Consider the following 15,346-nt stretch of genomic DNA (forward strand, 5'->3'; position numbering starts at 1 on the left):
GGCCGGTGACTGATGAGGGTTGAAGAACAAACAAACACGGAACGAAAACGGTGCACTCGCGGGGCGCTCAGGCCAGCTTGTCCTTGAGCGAGTAGTAGAGGCCCATGGCAGGCAGGAACCAGGGCGGGCCGAAGTGGCCGGGAATGGCGGGCCAGCCGCGGTCCTGCCAGGGGTTGGCGGCGGCGTTGCCGTCCATCACGGCGGCCATGCGCTCGCCCATGTGGACCGACATCTGCGTGCCGTGGCCGCTGTAGCCCATGGCGTAGTAGAGGCCGTCGCGCTCGCCGGCGTGGGGGAGGCGGTCCTGCGTCATGTCGACCAGTCCGCCCCAGCAATAGTCGAGCCGCACGGCGCCGAGCTGCGGAAAGGTTTCGGCGAGCCCGGCGCGCAGGATCTCGCCGCTCGCGGCATCGGCCTGCGGGCTGGAGACCGAGAAGCGTGCGCGGCCGCCGAACACCAGCCGGTGGTCGGCCGTGAGGCGGAAGTAATGGTGGATGTTGGCCACCGTCGTGTAGGTGCGCCGCGCCGCGAGCAGCGCCTGCGCGCGCTCGGCGCCGAGCGGCTCGGTCACGACGATGAAGCTGCCGATCGGCACGATGCGCCGGCGCAGCCAGCCGAAGCTGCCGTAGCCGCCATGCCGCGTGGCACCGGTGGCCAGCAGCACCTGCTGCGCAGTGACGATGCCGCCGGCGGTGTGCAGCCGGTGCGCGTGGCCCTGGCCCAGGCGCTCGATGCGATTCACGGCCGTGCCGGTGTGGATCTGCGCGCCATGGCGCTGCGCGGCCTCGGCCAGGCCGTGGGCGAAGCGGCCCATGTGCATCTGGCCGCTGCGCTTGTAGAGCAGGCCGCCGTGGAAGCGCTCGCTCTGCACCTCGCTGCGCACCTGGGCCGCATCGAGGATCTCGACGTCGGTGTCCACGCCGTCGCCGACCAGGCGCTCGGCACTGCGTTCGAGCGCGGCCATCTGGTTGGCGCGCGTGGCGAGCTTGAGCTTGCCGTGGCGCATGAAGTCGCAGTCGATCGCCTCGTCGCGCACCAGCCGCGCCACGGTGTCGACCGCGTCGTCGTAGGCGCGGTACCAGGCGCGGGCCTTGTCGATGCCGACCTTGGCGGCCACATCGGCATAGTCCACTGCGAGCCCGTTGTTCACGTGCCCGCCGTTGCGCCCCGACGCCTCGGCCGCCACGCGGCTGCCGGCCTCCAGCACCGCGACGCGGGCACCGCGCCTGGCCAGCGCCAGCGCCGCCGACAGGCCGGTGAAGCCGCCGCCGACGATCGCCACGTCGACCCGCGCGGGCAGTTCCTGCACTCGCGGCACGAACGCAGGCGCCGAATCGGTCCAGTAGGAGTCGAGCTTCATGGCGTGGGGCCTGTGCTGGATGAAAAAAAGATCAGAGGCCGACGACGCCTGGCAGGCCGCCGATGTCCTGGATCTCGGTGTAGCGGTAGGCCGGGTTGCCCGGGCCGTGGCCGCGGTTCACGAACACCTTGTTGACGATGCCGATGTCGTCGGCCGACATCAGGTCGTAGCGCAGGCTGGACGACACGTGCAGCACGTCTTCCGGATTGCAGCCGAGCGAATCGAGCATGTATTCGAAGGCCTGCAGCCGCGGCTTGTAGGCCTGTGCCTGCTGCGCGGTGTAGACGCGGTGGAAGGGCGCGCCGAGCATGGCCACGTTCTTCTGGATCTGGTCGTCCGAGGCGTTGGAGAGGATGACCAGCGGGATTTCCTTGGCCACCTTGGCCAGGCCCGCGGCCACGTCGTCATGCGGGCCCCAGGTGGGCACGGCGTCGTAGTAGGCCTGGCCGTCGCTGTCGAAGTACTGGATCTTCCATTTCTTGCACAGGCGCCGCACCGCATTCTTCAGCACCACCTCGTAGGGCTGCCAGGCGCCCAGCACTTCGTCGAAGCGGTAGGCGGTGAAATCGGTGACGAACTGCGCCATCTGCTCGGGCCGGATGCGGTCGGCGAAGAGGTCGGTGGTCAGCTCCTTCATGCGGAACCGGGTGAGGGTGCCGTAGCAGTCGAAGGTCACGTACTTGGGGCGGAAGGTCATGGTCTCGAATCCTCTGTGAAGGGTGGCAAATGCGACAAACTCATTACGAAGCGATTGCAGCACGCCATCGCTCGGTGCATGTAGGGAAAAACGGCGCCTGGCGAAACGAAGCTGCGGTTTGCGGGGGCGCCGACGGCATGCCGTGCGGCGTGCCCTGCGTGCGTGCAGCCATGCACCTTGGTGCGCCGCGGCAGGGCAGAAGAGCACGCTTTTGAAGCGCAGCCTGGCGTCGGCCAACTGGCGTTTCAGGTCCTTGCCGACGGGTGTTTCGCGGATCGAAGGCTTGCATGGCGGGGATCGTGGAAAGTGGCGGTCGATCCTAGGCAGGTTGGCACAGCATTTGTGTGCGTATGCGGCCGCACCGCCGCAGCGAATTGCGAAACCGGGGTGTGCTGCAACCGAAGCTTGCAAGTTGCGAAAGAGGCCTTTTTCGCGCTGGTGCGGCGCCGCAATGTCGTCCAAGATGGATGCGCCATTCCGCCGCAACAGAGAGTTTTCCCTATGCCTGAACCCACTTCGAACGCACCCGCCATGGATGGCGTGGTGCTCAGGCCGATGACGGCTGCCGACCTTCCACAGGCGCATGCGCTCTCGGCCGAACTGCGCTGGCCGCACCGTCCCGCGGACTGGGAGCAGGTGTTCCCGCATGCCGATGGCATCGCGGTGGAGCGCGACGGCGAGATCATCGCGACCGGCCTGCGCTGGCGCTGGGGCCAGCGCCACGCCACCATCGGCCTGGTGATCGTCACGCCCGCCTGCCAGGGCCGCCGCATCGGCCATCGCCTGATGAGCGCGCTGCTCGATGGACTCGAGGACCGCACGGTGCTTTTGCACGCCACCGCGGAAGGCCGCGGGCTTTATGAGCGGCTCGGTTTTGTGCGCGCGGGCGAGGTGCGGCAGCACCAGGGCATTGCGCAGCCCGCGCCTCTGGTTGCGCTGCAGCCCGGCTGGCGGCTGCGGCCCGCGGGTCTCAACGAGCTGCCGGCGCTGCAGGCGCTCGACGCGGCCGCGCGAGGCATGCCGCGCGATGCGCTGGTCGCCGAGCTGCTGCAAAGCGCCGATGCCTGCGTGGTGCTCGACCACGACAACGAGCCGAAGGGTTTTGCGATGCTGCGGCGCTTTGGGCGCGGCCATTCGATCGGCCCGGTGGTCGCGCCCGATGCCGAGGGTGCGAAGGCATTGATCGCGCATCTTGCAGGCTTGAACGCCGGCCATTTCACGCGCATCGACATCGACTTCGACAGCGGCCTGGCCGAATGGCTCGAGAGCATCGGCCTGCTGCGCGTGGATGCGCCGACGACGATGGTGCGGGGGGAGCCGCTTGCTGTTGCGTCGCAGGGGCCGTCGCTGTTTGCTCTCGTTACTCAGGCTGTTGGATAGGTTGTTTTCTTCGGGGTGCGCTCCCGCCGACGGGGTACCTTGCTCCGCGAATGTCCTCCGGCCTTCGGCCTCCTCCTTTATTTCGCTGCGCAAGGCACCCCATCGGCGGGAGCGTGTTCAGAGCACTGGTTGATCAGCGGTGCACAACGAGCGTGCCCCGGTGCACAGGGCATCGGGTGCTCCCCGCAGCGAAATCAAGGAGGAGGGCGAAGCCCGGGGGACATTCGCGGAGGGGAGTACCCGGTGGCCTGTGCACGCGCCCCCGAACAGAAGACCCCTGAACACAACAAGCACACCCAATACACCTCACCATGAAGACCACCTTCCTCTACAAGTCCGACCCCGTACGCGGCCGCCAATGGGCCGAAGTGTTCGGGCAGCGACGCCCCGACATCGACTTCCGCATCTGGCCCGACATCGGCGATCCGGCGCAGGTGCGCTTTCTCGCAGCCTGGGTGCCGCCGGAAGACATTGCAGAACGCTTTCCGAATCTGCAGGTGCTGTTCTCTTCGGGCGCAGGTGTGGACCAGTTCGACTTCGCGGCGCTGCCCGCCGCATTGCCGGTGGTGCGCATGGTCGAGCCCGGCATCGTGCAGGGCATGGTCGAGTATGTGACACATGCCGTGCTCGGCCTGCACCGCGACATGCCGCAGTACCGGCGTCAGCAGCTGGAAGGCCAGTGGCAGCCGCTGCCGGTGCGGCCCGCGAGCGAGCGGCGCGTGGGCGTGCTGGGGCTCGGCTCGCTCGGCCAGGCCGTGCTCGCGCAGCTGGTCTCATTGGGCTTCGACTGCGCGGGCTGGAGCCGCTCGCGGCATGAGGTCGAGCGGGTGCAATGCCACGCGGGCGCCGACGAGCTGCCCGCCTTTCTGGCGCGCAGCGACATCCTCGTGTGCCTGCTGCCGCTCACCGATTCGACGCGCGGCTTTCTCGATGCCAGGCTCTTCTCGATGCTGCCGATGGGCGCCGGCCTGGTGCACGTGGGCCGCGGGCCGCACCTGGTCGAACATGACTTCCTCGAAGCGCTCGCCAGCGGCCGCATCGGCGATGCGGTGCTCGACGTGACCGACCCCGAGCCGCTGCCGCCCGCGCACGCGTTCTGGCGCCATCCACGCATCCAGCTCACGCCGCACATCGCGAGCATGACGCAGCCGCTGAGTGCCGCCGAGGCCGTGCTCGAGAACCTGCGCCGCTTCGAGGCCGGCGAGCCGATGGTCGGCCTCGTGGACCGCGCCAGGGGCTACTAAGAAGCGCTACCCCGTATGAGCCAGTACAGGGACCTCGCAGCCGAGATCTTGAAGTCGTTTCATGAGGCGACGGATGGTTTTGGTGCGATCCTGGCGGTCGAAGTGCTCGCAGCCGAGGTCGTTGTACTCGGTGCCGTCACGAAGCATGTGGTACGCGGCGGTGAGCATCGAGGCGGCCACCGCGAGGATGGCCTTCTTGGCTCCGCGACGTGCCTTGATACGCAGGAACTGCGCTCGCAGGTAGCTGGACTTGACGCGCACCGCGGCCCAGGCGGCGGTCACCAGGGTGGTCTTGATCCAGGTGCCACTCTTGCGAACGCGGGTGGATCGGCGCTTGCCGGCGCTCTCGTCGCTGCGCGGGCACAGGCCTGCCCAGGAGATCAGATGCCCGGCAGTGGGGAAGCGCGACATGTCCACGCCGATCTCCGCCACCACGACACTGGCCGTCAGGTCACTGACCCCGGGCATCGTCGTGAGCAGGCGGGCGCGCTGCCGGATCGGCGCCAGCGCTTTTCCCACGGCCGCATCCAGTTCGGCCAACGTGTGGTGCAAGGCGTCGATCACCTGCAGGTGCAGCCGCAGCATGGTCCGGTGGTGCTCGGTGATGCGCCCGCGCAGTGCCTCGCGCAATTCGGCGCTCTTGTTGCGCGCCGTGCCCTGAGCCAGCGCAGCCAGTTGCGCCGGATCGCTCTGGCCGGCCACGATGGCATCGAGCATCGCGCGGCCGCTCTTGCCCAGCACGTCCGACAACACACTGCCCAGCTTGAGGTTAGCGTCCTCCAGCACCTTCTGGATGCGCAGCGAGTGCTGGGAGAGCTCCCGAACGAGTTGCTTGCGGGTGCGCGTGAGGTCGCGCAGCTGCTGGATCGCCTGCGGCGGCACGAAGCTGGAGCGGATCAGGCCGTGCGCCAAGAGATCGGCAATCCACATCGCGTCGTTGACGTCGCTCTTGCGGCCGGGCACGTTGCGGATGTGCGCGGCGTTGGCCAGCACCAACTCGAACTCAGCCTCCAGCACGTGCCACACCGGCTTCCAGTACACGCCGGTGGCCTCCATCGCCACATGGGTGCAGTCGTGCTCGGCCAGCCAATCGCCCAGCGCGAGCAATTCGGTGGTGGTGGTGCCGAAGCTGCGCACCTCCTGATGCATGGGCGGGGAGACGCATCGCACGCAGGCCACGATGGTGTCCTTGTGCACGTCCAGGCCCGCACAGCGCGGATAAAGCACTTGCATGAGAACCTCCTGACGGTTGAGGGGCACCGCAGGCAGTCCTCGTCGTCGAACTCTACTAAGCGTGCTTCGGGGCGTCGCCGCCCTCTGCCACATTCCGGGGTGCTCGCAGGACTGCGGGTCCAACTACTGAACGGGTTCGCAACACCAAGCAAACGCCGACCTCGTCAGCAGTGCCGAGCTCCATCCTATGACCATGCGTCATCGATCGCCAGCCACGACCCACGCTTCATGCCCCGGGGTCGGGCCTGCCCGATGACAAACTACTGACGAGAAGCAAGAGAAATGGCCCGCCGCATGATGTGCCGTGGCGGGGCGCATAACCGCAGCCTGCTTCGCGCAGCACCCCCAAAGCAGCACCATGCCATGCGGCACGCGGCCTAAGCTCGAGGCATCGAAAGCTTCCTTCGCTCTCGCTTCACTCGACACCGCCATGACGCACCCCACCGCATTGCCTCGCCACGCCACGCTCGACGCCATCGACCGTGCCCACCTCATCCACCCCGTCTCGCCCTGGCGCACGCACGAGCAGCGCGGCCCCACCGTGCTGGCCTCGGCCCGCGGCGCATGGCTGACCGATGCCAACGGGCATGAACTGCTCGACGCCTTTGCGGGCCTGTGGTGCGTGAACGTGGGCTATGGCCAGGAGAGCGTGGTGCAGGCCGCGGCCGAGCAGATGCGGCGCCTGCCGTACGCCACCGGCTACTTCCACTTCAGCAGCGAGCCGGCCATCCGCCTCGCGGAAAAGCTGGTGCAGATCGCGCCCCCATCGCTGACGCGCGTGTACCTGACGCTCGGCGGTTCGGAGGCGGTCGATGCCGCCGTGCGCTTCATCGTGCAGTACTACAACGCCATCGGCAAACCGTCGAAAAAACAGTTCATCGCACTGGAGCGCGGCTACCACGGCTCCTCGTCGACCGGCGCGGGCCTCACGGCCTTGCCCGCCTTTCATCGCGGCTTCGACCTGCCGCTGCCCACGCAGCACTACATCCCGTCGCCCAACCCGTACCGCCATGCCCATGGTGCCGATCCGCAGGCGCTGATCGCCGCGTCGGTGGCCTCGCTGCGCGCCAAGGTGGCCGAGCTCGGCGCGGACAACGTCGCCGCCTTCTTCTGCGAGCCGATCCAGGGTTCGGGCGGCGTCATCGTGCCGCCCAAGGGCTGGTTGAAAGCCATGCGCGACGCCGCGCGCGAGCTCGACATCCTGTTCGTCGTCGACGAGGTCATCACCGGATTCGGCCGCACCGGCCCCATGTTCGCCTGCGAGGCCGAAGGCGTGGAGCCCGACCTGATGACCATGGCCAAGGGCCTGACCTCGGGCTATGTGCCGATGGGCGCGACCATGATGTCCGAGAAGGTCTATGCCGGCATTGCCGACGGCGCGCCGGCGGGGGTGCCGGTCGGCCATGGCGCGACGTACTCTGCCCACCCCGTGAGCGCCGCGGTCGCACTCGAGGTGCTGCGGCTGTACGAAGAGGGCGGGGTGCTCGCCAACGGCCAGCGCGGCGCGGCGCACTTCGCGGCCGGCCTCGATGCGCTGCGCGCGCATCCGCTGGTGGGCGATGCGCGCCACCGCGGCCTGCTCGGTGCGCTGGAGCTGGTGAGCGACAAGCAAGGCAAGCGCGGCTTCGATCCGGCGCTGGGCCTCGCGGACCGCATCTTCGCCGCGGGCTACCGCAACGGCCTGGTGTTCCGCTCCTTCGGCGACCACATCCTGGGCTTTGCGCCGGCGCTCACCTTCACCGAGGACGAGTTCGCCCAGATGTTCGCGCGCCTGAAGAAAACGCTCGACGAGGTGCTGGACGCCGCCGACGTGCGCGCCGCGCTGGCGGCCTGAGCGGGAAAGCACTGCCCCGCGGCTGCGCCGGCAAAGCAGAATCGGATCCTCCTTCGTTTTTCAGGACCGCCATGTCTGAAGCTTTCAAGATCGACCGACTCGACCTGCGCATCCTGGCTCAGCTGCAGCAGAACGGGCGCATGACCAACGTCGACCTCGCGGATGCGGTTGGCCTGTCGCCCAGCCCCTGCCTGATCCGCGTCAAGCGCCTGGAGCAGGCCGGCTACATCGCCGGCTACGGCGCGCACCTGCGGCTCGAGAAGCTCGGCGACACGCTCACCGTGTTCACCGAGGTCACGCTGCAGGACCACCACCGCGAGGACTTCGTGCGCTTCGAGGCCGCGATCCGAGAGGTCGACGAGGTGCTCGAATGCCATCTGGTGAGCGGCGGCTACGACTACCTGCTGCGCTTTTTGACGCGCGGCGTCAACCACTACCAGGAAGTGATCGAGGAACTGCTCGAGCGCAACATCGGCATCTCCAAGTACTTCAGCTACATCGTCATCAAGTCGCCGTTCATCAAGACGCATTGCCCGATCGAGCGGCTGTTTCCGCATCCGCGCTGACTGGCGAATGGCTGCGAGGCCAGATCAGCAGTACTCGCCGCCTTTCAGCAGGCGCCGAGGCGCCTGGCCGGTCACGGAACGGAACTCGCGGATAAAGTGCGACTGGTCGGCATAGCCAGCCTGGACAGACAGCTGTGTGAGGCTGGATGCCTCGCCGTACAGCGACAACGCATGGCGCATGCGGATGATGGAGGCGAGTTGCTTTGGTGTCGCTCCGACAGTACGGCGGAATCGTTTTGCCAGCCAGTCGACGCTGACGCCCAGATCCGACGCAAGCGCTGCGATGCGGATCGTACCGACGCTCTTCTCGATGGCTCGCAGGGCCTCGCTCACCAACGTATCGGCGGGCCGCCTTCGTCGGGCGAGAAGAAAGCGCTCCAGGCAATTCACGCGCTGCAGATCGTCCCCGGCCGCAGTCATGGCCGAGCAAAGACCTGCCAGGTCGGCATCCGCCACCAGGGAGGCAAGATCGATCGTGGTGCCGAACAGGCCTTCTGCGGGCAGGTCGAAGAACTGCGCAGCGCCCGCAGGACGGAAAGCAGCAAGCACGATGCAACCGCCGGCCGAGGTGTGCATCGAACGTGCGGTGTCGCGCAGTCCCGTCAGCGTGGTCTGGGGCAGGCGGCGTGTCTTCGGCCCATCCAGTTGCTCGGCATAGCCGCCGTAACGAATGCCAAGCAGGATGCTTGGCTCCGGCATGAGCAGGCGAGTGGCGGCCTCGGCGGTTTCGACGATCACGAAATTCCGCACCTGGTCTGCGAGGGCGGGGGTGGTTGGCAGCAAGCGCATGCGCATTGGCCGATGGTAACGGGGCGCCTTTTTTTGTGTGACTCACTGATTTTGTTCAATTGCCGAGCCCGCGTGCTTCCTAGCATGGAGCCCCATCCATTCAGGAGAAACCATGCAAGACGATGTGAAGGCCCGAAACAGCCAACTGATCCGGGCACTCTATGAAGACTGGTTGTCGCACGGGCGCTTCGAGGAGCTGCAGGACTCGATCGCGGATGACTACGTGGGGCCCAACGGCGAAAGAGGCGCCGCAGGCTTTGCGACGACCATGAACGGCTTGCGCAGCGCCTTTCCGGACATCTGCTTCCAGGTCGAGGACCTGATCGCCGAGCCGGACAAGGTCGCAGTGCGCTGGCGCTGGCAGGCCATTCACGCAGGCGAGTTCCGCGGCCTGGAAGCGTCGCACCGCCGAGTGGAGAACACAGGCATTGCCATCTACCACTTGCGCCACGGCAAGATCGTGCGCTCCTGGCTGGAAACCGACCGGCTGGGTGCGCTGCAGCAGATTGGCGCACTTCCTGCCGGCGTGGGTGCTTCGCCTCCGCGCAGCAACTAGGGCCTGCTGCCGTGTCCTTCACGCTGATCGCAGCCGGCCGGCTTGACGCCGGGTATTCGCGATCAGGGCCGCGCCGGCAAAGCAAAGGACCGCAAGCAGCACCAGCGCAGAACTGGCCCCTTGGGTAAAGGCCGCCACATCCAGGTTCGAAAGCCCCGGGCCGCCATTTCCCAGAATCATGCGTTGCGAACCGGAAGGAAGCTGCGCCATCGCCACGCTCAGCGTCAGCGCGGTGCCGATCATGATGCCGGTGTTCTGCAGCGTCGACCGGACGCCGTTGGCGATGCCCCGGCGCCGGGGCGCCACGCTCTGGAGGATCGATGTGTTGTTCGGTGTCACGAAGCTCCCGATGCCCAGGCCGAGCAGCCAGAGGCACAGCGACAGCTGCACGGTGCCAATCGCCGGCTGCAGCAGCGCGGCCAGCAGCGCCAGGGCGCATCCTGCGAGCAGCATGCCGGCCACGCAGATGGATTCGGGCCTGAAGCGCCGCGTCAGGGCGCCTGCCAGCGGCGCAGCCATCAGCATGCCGAACGCCACCGGTGCAATGCGCAGGCCCGCCTGCGATGGCTGCAGGCCCGCGCAAGCCTGCAGGTACAGGGCCACCAGCAGCAGGGGCGCCGCCTGCGTCATCGACAGCAGCAGGATGCCCGCGTAGGCGGTCCGGCGTCCCGGGTCGCTGAACAGCGAGGGGTCGACCAGCGGGCTGGCCACGCGCATCTGAACGCCGGAGAAGAGCGCGATGGCGCACAGCCCCGCGAGCATGAGGGCCCACACCGGCGTGCTGGTCCAGCCGTGGGTGCCGGCCATCGAGAGCGCATAGGTCACGCATCCGATGCCGACGAGGGACAGCGCCGCGCCTGCGAGGTCGAAGCGTTCGGCCCCGGCGGCCGCACTGTGGGGCAGCACCTTCCAGGACCACGCCAGCACGCCAAGCCCGATCGGCACATTGAGCATGAAGAGAACGCGCCATCCCCACCACGACACGACGAAACCGCCCGCCAGCGGGCCGACGACCTGGGCCAGCGCCGCAACCATCGCGAGCACGCCCAGTGCCAGCCCCATCCTGCGGCGGCCGAAGGCATCGCCCACCAAGGCGCTGGCGTTGGCCATGACGCCGGCCGCGCCGACGGCCTGGGCGATGCGGCTCGCCAGCATCAGCTCGGCGCTGGGTGCGAGGGCGCATGCCGCGCAGGCGGCCACGAAGAGCCACAGCCCCGCGAGGAAGAGCCGGCGCCGTCCCCAGAGATCGGCCAGGCGTCCGAAGCTCAGGATGCAGACGGTGCTGACCAGCATGTAGGACAGCAGGATCCAGCTCGCCTGCGCCGGCGAAGCATGCAGGCTGCGCGCCACGGCCGGCAGCGCGACATTGAGCGCGCTGAGATTGAGAAAGCACAGCAGCGCGCCCGAACTCGCGGCAACGAGCACCGCCCAATCGGCCCTGCCGGCGTCGTGGTCCTCGTCGGCCATCGTCGGTCGATTCAGTCTTCGCTCCTGAACCCCGAGGCCTTCACGATGGGGCGCCAGTACGCGCGGTCCTCGTTCATGATCCGCGTCACTTCCGCGCCGGGGAGCCCCGTCGGCTCCAGGCCCATGCGATCGACCTGCGCGCGCACCTGCGGATTGCGCATGGCGGCGAGCAGCGCCGCCTCCAGCCTGGCGGCCACGTCCTTCGGCGTTCCTGCCGGCACGAAGGCGGCATAGGCGGCGTTGGCGCGGTCGAAGGCGTCGTAGCCCGACTCCTTGATCGTCGGAACGTCGGGCAGCCAGCTCAGCCGCCGGGTGCCCGCAACGCCCAGGATCCGCAGCTTGCCCGCGCGGTGGAGCTCGAGCTGGCTGGCGAGTGCGTCGGCGGCGAGCGGTACGTGGCCGCCGACGATGTCGGTCGCGAGCGGCGCGCCGCCCTTGTAGGTGACCGGCGCGAGCGGCACGCCGATGGCCTTGGACAGCTGCAGCACGCTGAAGTGCAGTCCGCCGCCGAGGTTGGTCAGCCCCACGCTGGCGCCGGCGGGGTTCTTCTTGATCCATGCGACGTATTCGGGAACCGTCCTGAACGGCTGGCCTGCGCCGGCGGAAAGGACGCTGGGCACGATCGCCAGGTGCGCAAGCGGGATGAAGTCCTTGTCGACGTCGTAGTTCAGCCGTGCATAGGTCATCGGAAAGAGAACGAAGGGCGGCGTCGAGCCCAGCAGGATGGTGCGGCCGTCGGGCCGCGCGGCCTTGACGGCCTCGATGGAAATGCGCGTCGAGGCGCCGGGCCGGTTCTCCACCAGCACGGGTTCCTTGAGCGTGGCGCGCAAGTCCTCGGCCAGCGAACGCGCCAGGCTGTCGAGCGCGCCACCGGGCGGAAAGCCGATGACCAGCCGGATGGGCGCATCGGCATGCGCGGCGGCACCGGCGAGGGAGATCGACGCAGCGAGAAGAAGTGTCTTGAGGAAAGAGGCCATGGTGGGTACCTGCTGGGTTGAGAACGAAACGGGGCGGACTCAGAAAGCGAGGGTCGGCAGCGCGTTCGCCGGCCGGTGCGCGGCTTCGAAGAACGACGCGGCCTGCAGCAGCTGCAGGTCCCCGCGGAACCGGCCGACAAGCTGCATGCCGATGGGCAGGCCGTCGCGGCCCGCACCGCACGGCAGGCTGATGGCGGGGTGGCCCGTGAGGTTGAAGGGCATCGTCCATGGAAACCAGTTCGCCCTGACCTCGGCATACGCCTCGCCGTCGATCTCGATGCTGCCGAACAGGTCCTGGTCGATCGGCAGCGCCGTGCGCGAGAGCGTCGGCGTGAAGATGAAGTCGTGGGTCTCCAGCTGGGCCTGGACCTTGCGAAAAAGCGCGGTCCTGGCAAACATGGCTTGCTGGAAGGCGACCCCGTCGACGTGCTCTGCGAGCGCGAGCTGCTGCAGCAGGGACGGGCTCAGCTGGTCGGCATGCGCCGCGGCCAGCGGCGCGAAGCGGCCGCGCCAGCTGGTGTGGTTGATCACCCGCCACACCGGCTCGACGTCATAGCCGTCGCCGGGCATCTCTTCGAGCTGCGCGCCCATCGAACGCAAGGTGGCCAGCGCGGCTTCGAAGGCGGCGGCGACGTCGGCGGAGATCGGGCGTCCCGCCGGTGCTGCGCAGTAAAGAATCCGCTTGCCGCGCAGATCGCCGCCGGGCTGCAGCGCGTCGAAGTAAGGCTGCGCCGGCACACCCAACGACCAGGGGTCGGACCCATGGGCGCCGGTCATGGCCTGCAGCATGAGCGCGGTGTCGGCCACGTTGCGCGTGGTGGGCGTCACATAGGTGTAGTTGCCGAAGGCATCCTGCACCTGGCTGTGGGGCACCACGCCCAGGCTCTGCTTCAGGCCGACCACGCCGTTGCAGGCGGCGGGAATGCGCGTCGAGCCGCCGCCGTCGGTGGCAATGGCCAGCGGCGCGATGCCGGCCGCAATCGATGCGGCCGCCCCGCCGCTCGAGCCGCCGCTCGTGCGCGTCGCATCCCATGCGTTGCGGGTGCTTCCGAACAGGGGCGCGTCGGTCAGGCACTTGGCGCCGAACTCGGAGGTGGTCGTCTTGCCGATGAGGATGGCGCCGGCCTGGCGCATGCGCGCCACGGCCACGGCGTCCTGCGTGGGGACGTGGTCGCGATGCAGCAGGGAACCGTAGGTCGTCCTGACGTTCGCGGTGTCGACGATGTCCTTCACCGTGAAGGGCAGGCCGTGCAGCAGGCCCAGCGGCTCGCCCCTCATCACGGCGCTTTCCGCCTCGCGGGCCTGCGCCATCGCCTGCTCGTGGCACAGCGTGATGAAGCAGTTCAGCTGCGGCTGGACGGCGTCGGCGCGGCGCAGGACTTCCTGGGTGATCTCCACCGGCGAGAGCTTTCGCTGCGCGACCAGCGTGCGCAGCGCCACGGCGGACAGCTCGCAGATTTCAGACTTCGGAAGACGCGGAAACGTTTTCATGCGCAAATGATTGATGCGCGGCAACATCGAGTCCAATACTGTTTTCTTGAAAAGGCATACGACCAGCGTATGGCAGCACCGGATTTCAGAACGCTCCGCTACTTCGTGGCCGTGGCCGAGGAACGCAGCGTGGGCAAGGCGGCACGCCGGCTCAACATGGCCCAGCCGCCGCTGTCGGTCCACATCAAGAACCTGGAGGCGGCGGTGGGCACGCCGCTGTTCCGCAGGGCGGCGCGCGGCATGGAGATCACCGATGCCGGCCATGCGCTCTTCCAGCGTGCCAAGGAGGCGCTGCTGCTTGCCAACGAAGGCTTCGATGCGGCACGGGCGATCGGCTCGGGCAGCAGGGGCCGGCTCACCGTCGGCACCATGGTCGTGCTGTCCTACCTGGTGCTTCCTCGCCTGGAAAACACGCTTCGGGCGAAGCTGCCGGACGTGGAGATCCAGTATGTGGAGCTGAACGCTGCCAACAACGTCTCGGCCCTCACTGATTCGGAGGTGTCGGTGGCGATCTGCATCCCGCCCATCGCCCACGCGGGCATTGCGACCGAACGCATCGGAACCCAGCCGCTGATGCTCGCCGTGCGCGCGGATTCGCCGCTGGCCCGCATGTCCAGCATTCCGATGGAGCGGCTGTCAGGCATGCCCCTCATCGGGCTGCCCGTGCCCGATGGCGACGTCGACAAATCGCTCATTGCCTCGATGCTTCGGCGGCACGATGTCAGCATGCCGATCGCGCAGCGAGTCGAGACCATGGTGTCGGCGTTGGCGCTCGTCCTTGCGGGCAGGGGCGTGGCCATCCTGCCCGCCTGCGCCCGGATCGGCCGGCCTCCGGGCGTGGTGTTCCGCCCCTTGCGGAACGTCGATGCAAGGATGGACATCGCTGCCTGCTGGCGCAGCGATTGGCAGAGTCCGCTCATCGAACCCTTCCTGGCCTGCGCGCGCGCCTCGCTGCGGCAAGCTGCGTAGCGAAGCGGAGGGCCGGGAAGCCGGGGCGGCAGCTGCATGCCTCGCCTCCGGCTCGCGCCGGCCTGGCTGCTAGATGTGAAACGCAGCCAGCACCCCCACCACAAGCCCCCCGGCCGCCACGCCGAACATCGCGCGCTCCAGCCATTTCTTCTTCGTCAGCAAGGCAATCGCGGCCAGCGCGATCGACACCTGCAGCACGGTCGTCGCCTGGGCCCAGCGATGGTGCTGGTGCATTTGCTCTTCCGACTGGGCGTCCCATTGGCTCGCCTCGGCTTCCAGCTTCTTCGCGGCGGCCTGGATGTCGGTCTTCTCCTGGTCGTAGCGCGCCACCTTGAGCTGCCAGTCCTGCCTGCGAGCGTCGTCGGCCGCGGTGTCGCGCGCGAACTCGGCGAGCGCCTGCTTGGTGCTTTTCGACTGGAAGTAATTCCACTGGTTCGACGCCTCGGTCTTCTTGATCGCGGCGTTGTTCTTGTAGAGGCCGGCGTTCGCCTGCGTGGCCCCGCCCATGTACGAGAAGATCGCGCCGACGGTGGCGATCACGGCGGTACACACCGCGATCTTGCTCGTCATGCTCATCCCACCGGAAGGCGAGGCCGCCCCGCCGTCCGCATGGCCATGGCTGTCGCCATGGCCGCTGCCGGATGCCGCGTGTTCAAGTTCGTGGTCGTGCGGGCCGTGCACGTGAAAGCCGTGTCCTGACATGGGATCCTTGCTGATATAGGGTTTCTCGGAGCGCGTGCGAGTATGCCTTGCCAGCAGACGAAAGCATTCATTCGCTGCGCG

General features: G+C 68.0%; 14 protein-coding genes. 6 read left to right on the forward strand and 8 right to left on the reverse strand.

Annotated features, from left to right (window positions below; translation table 11 throughout):
* Positions 1 to 67 precede the first annotated feature (67 nt).
* Both ACAM58_RS27055 and ACAM58_RS27060 read right to left on the reverse strand, forming a co-directional pair.
* Positions 68 to 1,360: an NAD(P)/FAD-dependent oxidoreductase gene (locus ACAM58_RS27055; protein ID WP_369664950.1), complete on the reverse strand. Its 1,293-nt coding sequence runs from the start codon at positions 1,358 to 1,360 to the stop codon at positions 68 to 70.
* Positions 1,361 to 1,391: 31 nt separating this feature from the next.
* On the reverse strand, positions 1,392 to 2,057 hold the full coding sequence (locus ACAM58_RS27060) for a haloacid dehalogenase type II (protein WP_015865685.1): 666 nt from the start codon (positions 2,055 to 2,057) through the stop codon (positions 1,392 to 1,394).
* A gap of 501 nt (positions 2,058 to 2,558) precedes the next feature.
* On the opposite strand from ACAM58_RS27060, the gene ACAM58_RS27065 reads away from it, so the two are divergent.
* Together ACAM58_RS27065 and ACAM58_RS27070 are read left to right on the forward strand one after the other, a co-directional pair.
* Positions 2,559 to 3,437, forward strand: coding sequence for a GNAT family N-acetyltransferase (locus ACAM58_RS27065; protein WP_015865684.1), 879 nt, complete (start codon positions 2,559 to 2,561; stop codon positions 3,435 to 3,437).
* A gap of 311 nt (positions 3,438 to 3,748) precedes the next feature.
* On the forward strand, positions 3,749 to 4,681 hold the full coding sequence (locus ACAM58_RS27070; RefSeq protein ID WP_369664951.1) for a 2-hydroxyacid dehydrogenase: 933 nt from the start codon (positions 3,749 to 3,751) through the stop codon (positions 4,679 to 4,681).
* A gap of 6 nt (positions 4,682 to 4,687) precedes the next feature.
* Here the strand turns inward: ACAM58_RS27070 and ACAM58_RS27075 are convergent, their stop codons facing one another.
* On the reverse strand, positions 4,688 to 5,914 hold the full coding sequence (locus ACAM58_RS27075) for an IS110 family transposase (protein WP_015866363.1): 1,227 nt from the start codon (positions 5,912 to 5,914) through the stop codon (positions 4,688 to 4,690).
* A gap of 430 nt (positions 5,915 to 6,344) precedes the next feature.
* Here ACAM58_RS27075 and ACAM58_RS27080 point away from each other — a divergent pair, with 430 nt between their 5' ends.
* On the forward strand, positions 6,345 to 7,748 hold the full coding sequence (locus ACAM58_RS27080) for an aspartate aminotransferase family protein (protein WP_369664952.1): 1,404 nt from the start codon (positions 6,345 to 6,347) through the stop codon (positions 7,746 to 7,748).
* Between the two features lie 71 nt (positions 7,749 to 7,819).
* On the forward strand, positions 7,820 to 8,314 hold the full coding sequence (locus ACAM58_RS27085) for an Lrp/AsnC family transcriptional regulator (protein ID WP_015865681.1): 495 nt from the start codon (positions 7,820 to 7,822) through the stop codon (positions 8,312 to 8,314).
* Between the two features lie 24 nt (positions 8,315 to 8,338).
* Here the strand turns inward: ACAM58_RS27085 and ACAM58_RS27090 are convergent, their stop codons facing one another.
* Positions 8,339 to 9,109 carry a helix-turn-helix domain-containing protein gene (locus tag ACAM58_RS27090; protein ID WP_369664953.1) on the reverse strand — a complete coding sequence of 257 codons (771 nt, stop codon included), beginning with the start codon at positions 9,107 to 9,109 and terminating at the stop codon, positions 8,339 to 8,341.
* Between the two features lie 106 nt (positions 9,110 to 9,215).
* On the opposite strand from ACAM58_RS27090, the gene ACAM58_RS27095 reads away from it, so the two are divergent.
* Positions 9,216 to 9,659: an ester cyclase gene (locus ACAM58_RS27095; protein ID WP_307594546.1), complete on the forward strand. Its 444-nt coding sequence runs from the start codon at positions 9,216 to 9,218 to the stop codon at positions 9,657 to 9,659.
* A gap of 18 nt (positions 9,660 to 9,677) precedes the next feature.
* On the opposite strand, the gene ACAM58_RS27100 is transcribed toward ACAM58_RS27095, so the two are convergent.
* The 3 genes from ACAM58_RS27100 to ACAM58_RS27110 are packed head-to-tail and all read right to left on the reverse strand — an operon-like array spanning position 9,678 to position 13,594.
* Entirely contained in the window at positions 9,678 to 11,126 is a 1,449-nt protein-coding gene (locus tag ACAM58_RS27100; RefSeq protein WP_369664954.1) for an MFS transporter, read from the reverse strand.
* Between the two features lie 11 nt (positions 11,127 to 11,137).
* On the reverse strand, positions 11,138 to 12,103 hold the full coding sequence (locus ACAM58_RS27105; protein ID WP_369664955.1) for a tripartite tricarboxylate transporter substrate-binding protein: 966 nt from the start codon (positions 12,101 to 12,103) through the stop codon (positions 11,138 to 11,140).
* 39 nt (positions 12,104 to 12,142) lie between these two features.
* A complete protein-coding gene (locus ACAM58_RS27110) occupies positions 12,143 to 13,594 on the reverse strand; it encodes an amidase (RefSeq protein ID WP_369664956.1) in 1,452 nt (483 codons plus the stop codon).
* A 69-nt stretch (positions 13,595 to 13,663) separates the two neighbouring features.
* On the opposite strand from ACAM58_RS27110, the gene ACAM58_RS27115 reads away from it, so the two are divergent.
* Positions 13,664 to 14,563 (forward strand): LysR family transcriptional regulator, encoded by a 900-nt coding sequence (locus ACAM58_RS27115; protein ID WP_369665099.1) that lies wholly within the window; start codon positions 13,664 to 13,666, stop codon positions 14,561 to 14,563.
* Positions 14,564 to 14,632: 69 nt separating this feature from the next.
* Here ACAM58_RS27115 and ACAM58_RS27120 read toward each other — a convergent pair whose 3' ends face one another.
* Positions 14,633 to 15,265, reverse strand: a complete 633-nt coding sequence (locus ACAM58_RS27120; protein ID WP_015865674.1) for a DUF4337 domain-containing protein — start codon at positions 15,263 to 15,265, stop codon at positions 14,633 to 14,635.
* Positions 15,266 to 15,346 lie beyond the last annotated feature (81 nt).

Origin of the sequence: Variovorax sp. V116, assembly GCF_041154435.1 — a bacterium.
In the GTDB taxonomy this organism is placed as follows: domain Bacteria; phylum Pseudomonadota; class Gammaproteobacteria; order Burkholderiales; family Burkholderiaceae_C; genus Variovorax; species Variovorax paradoxus.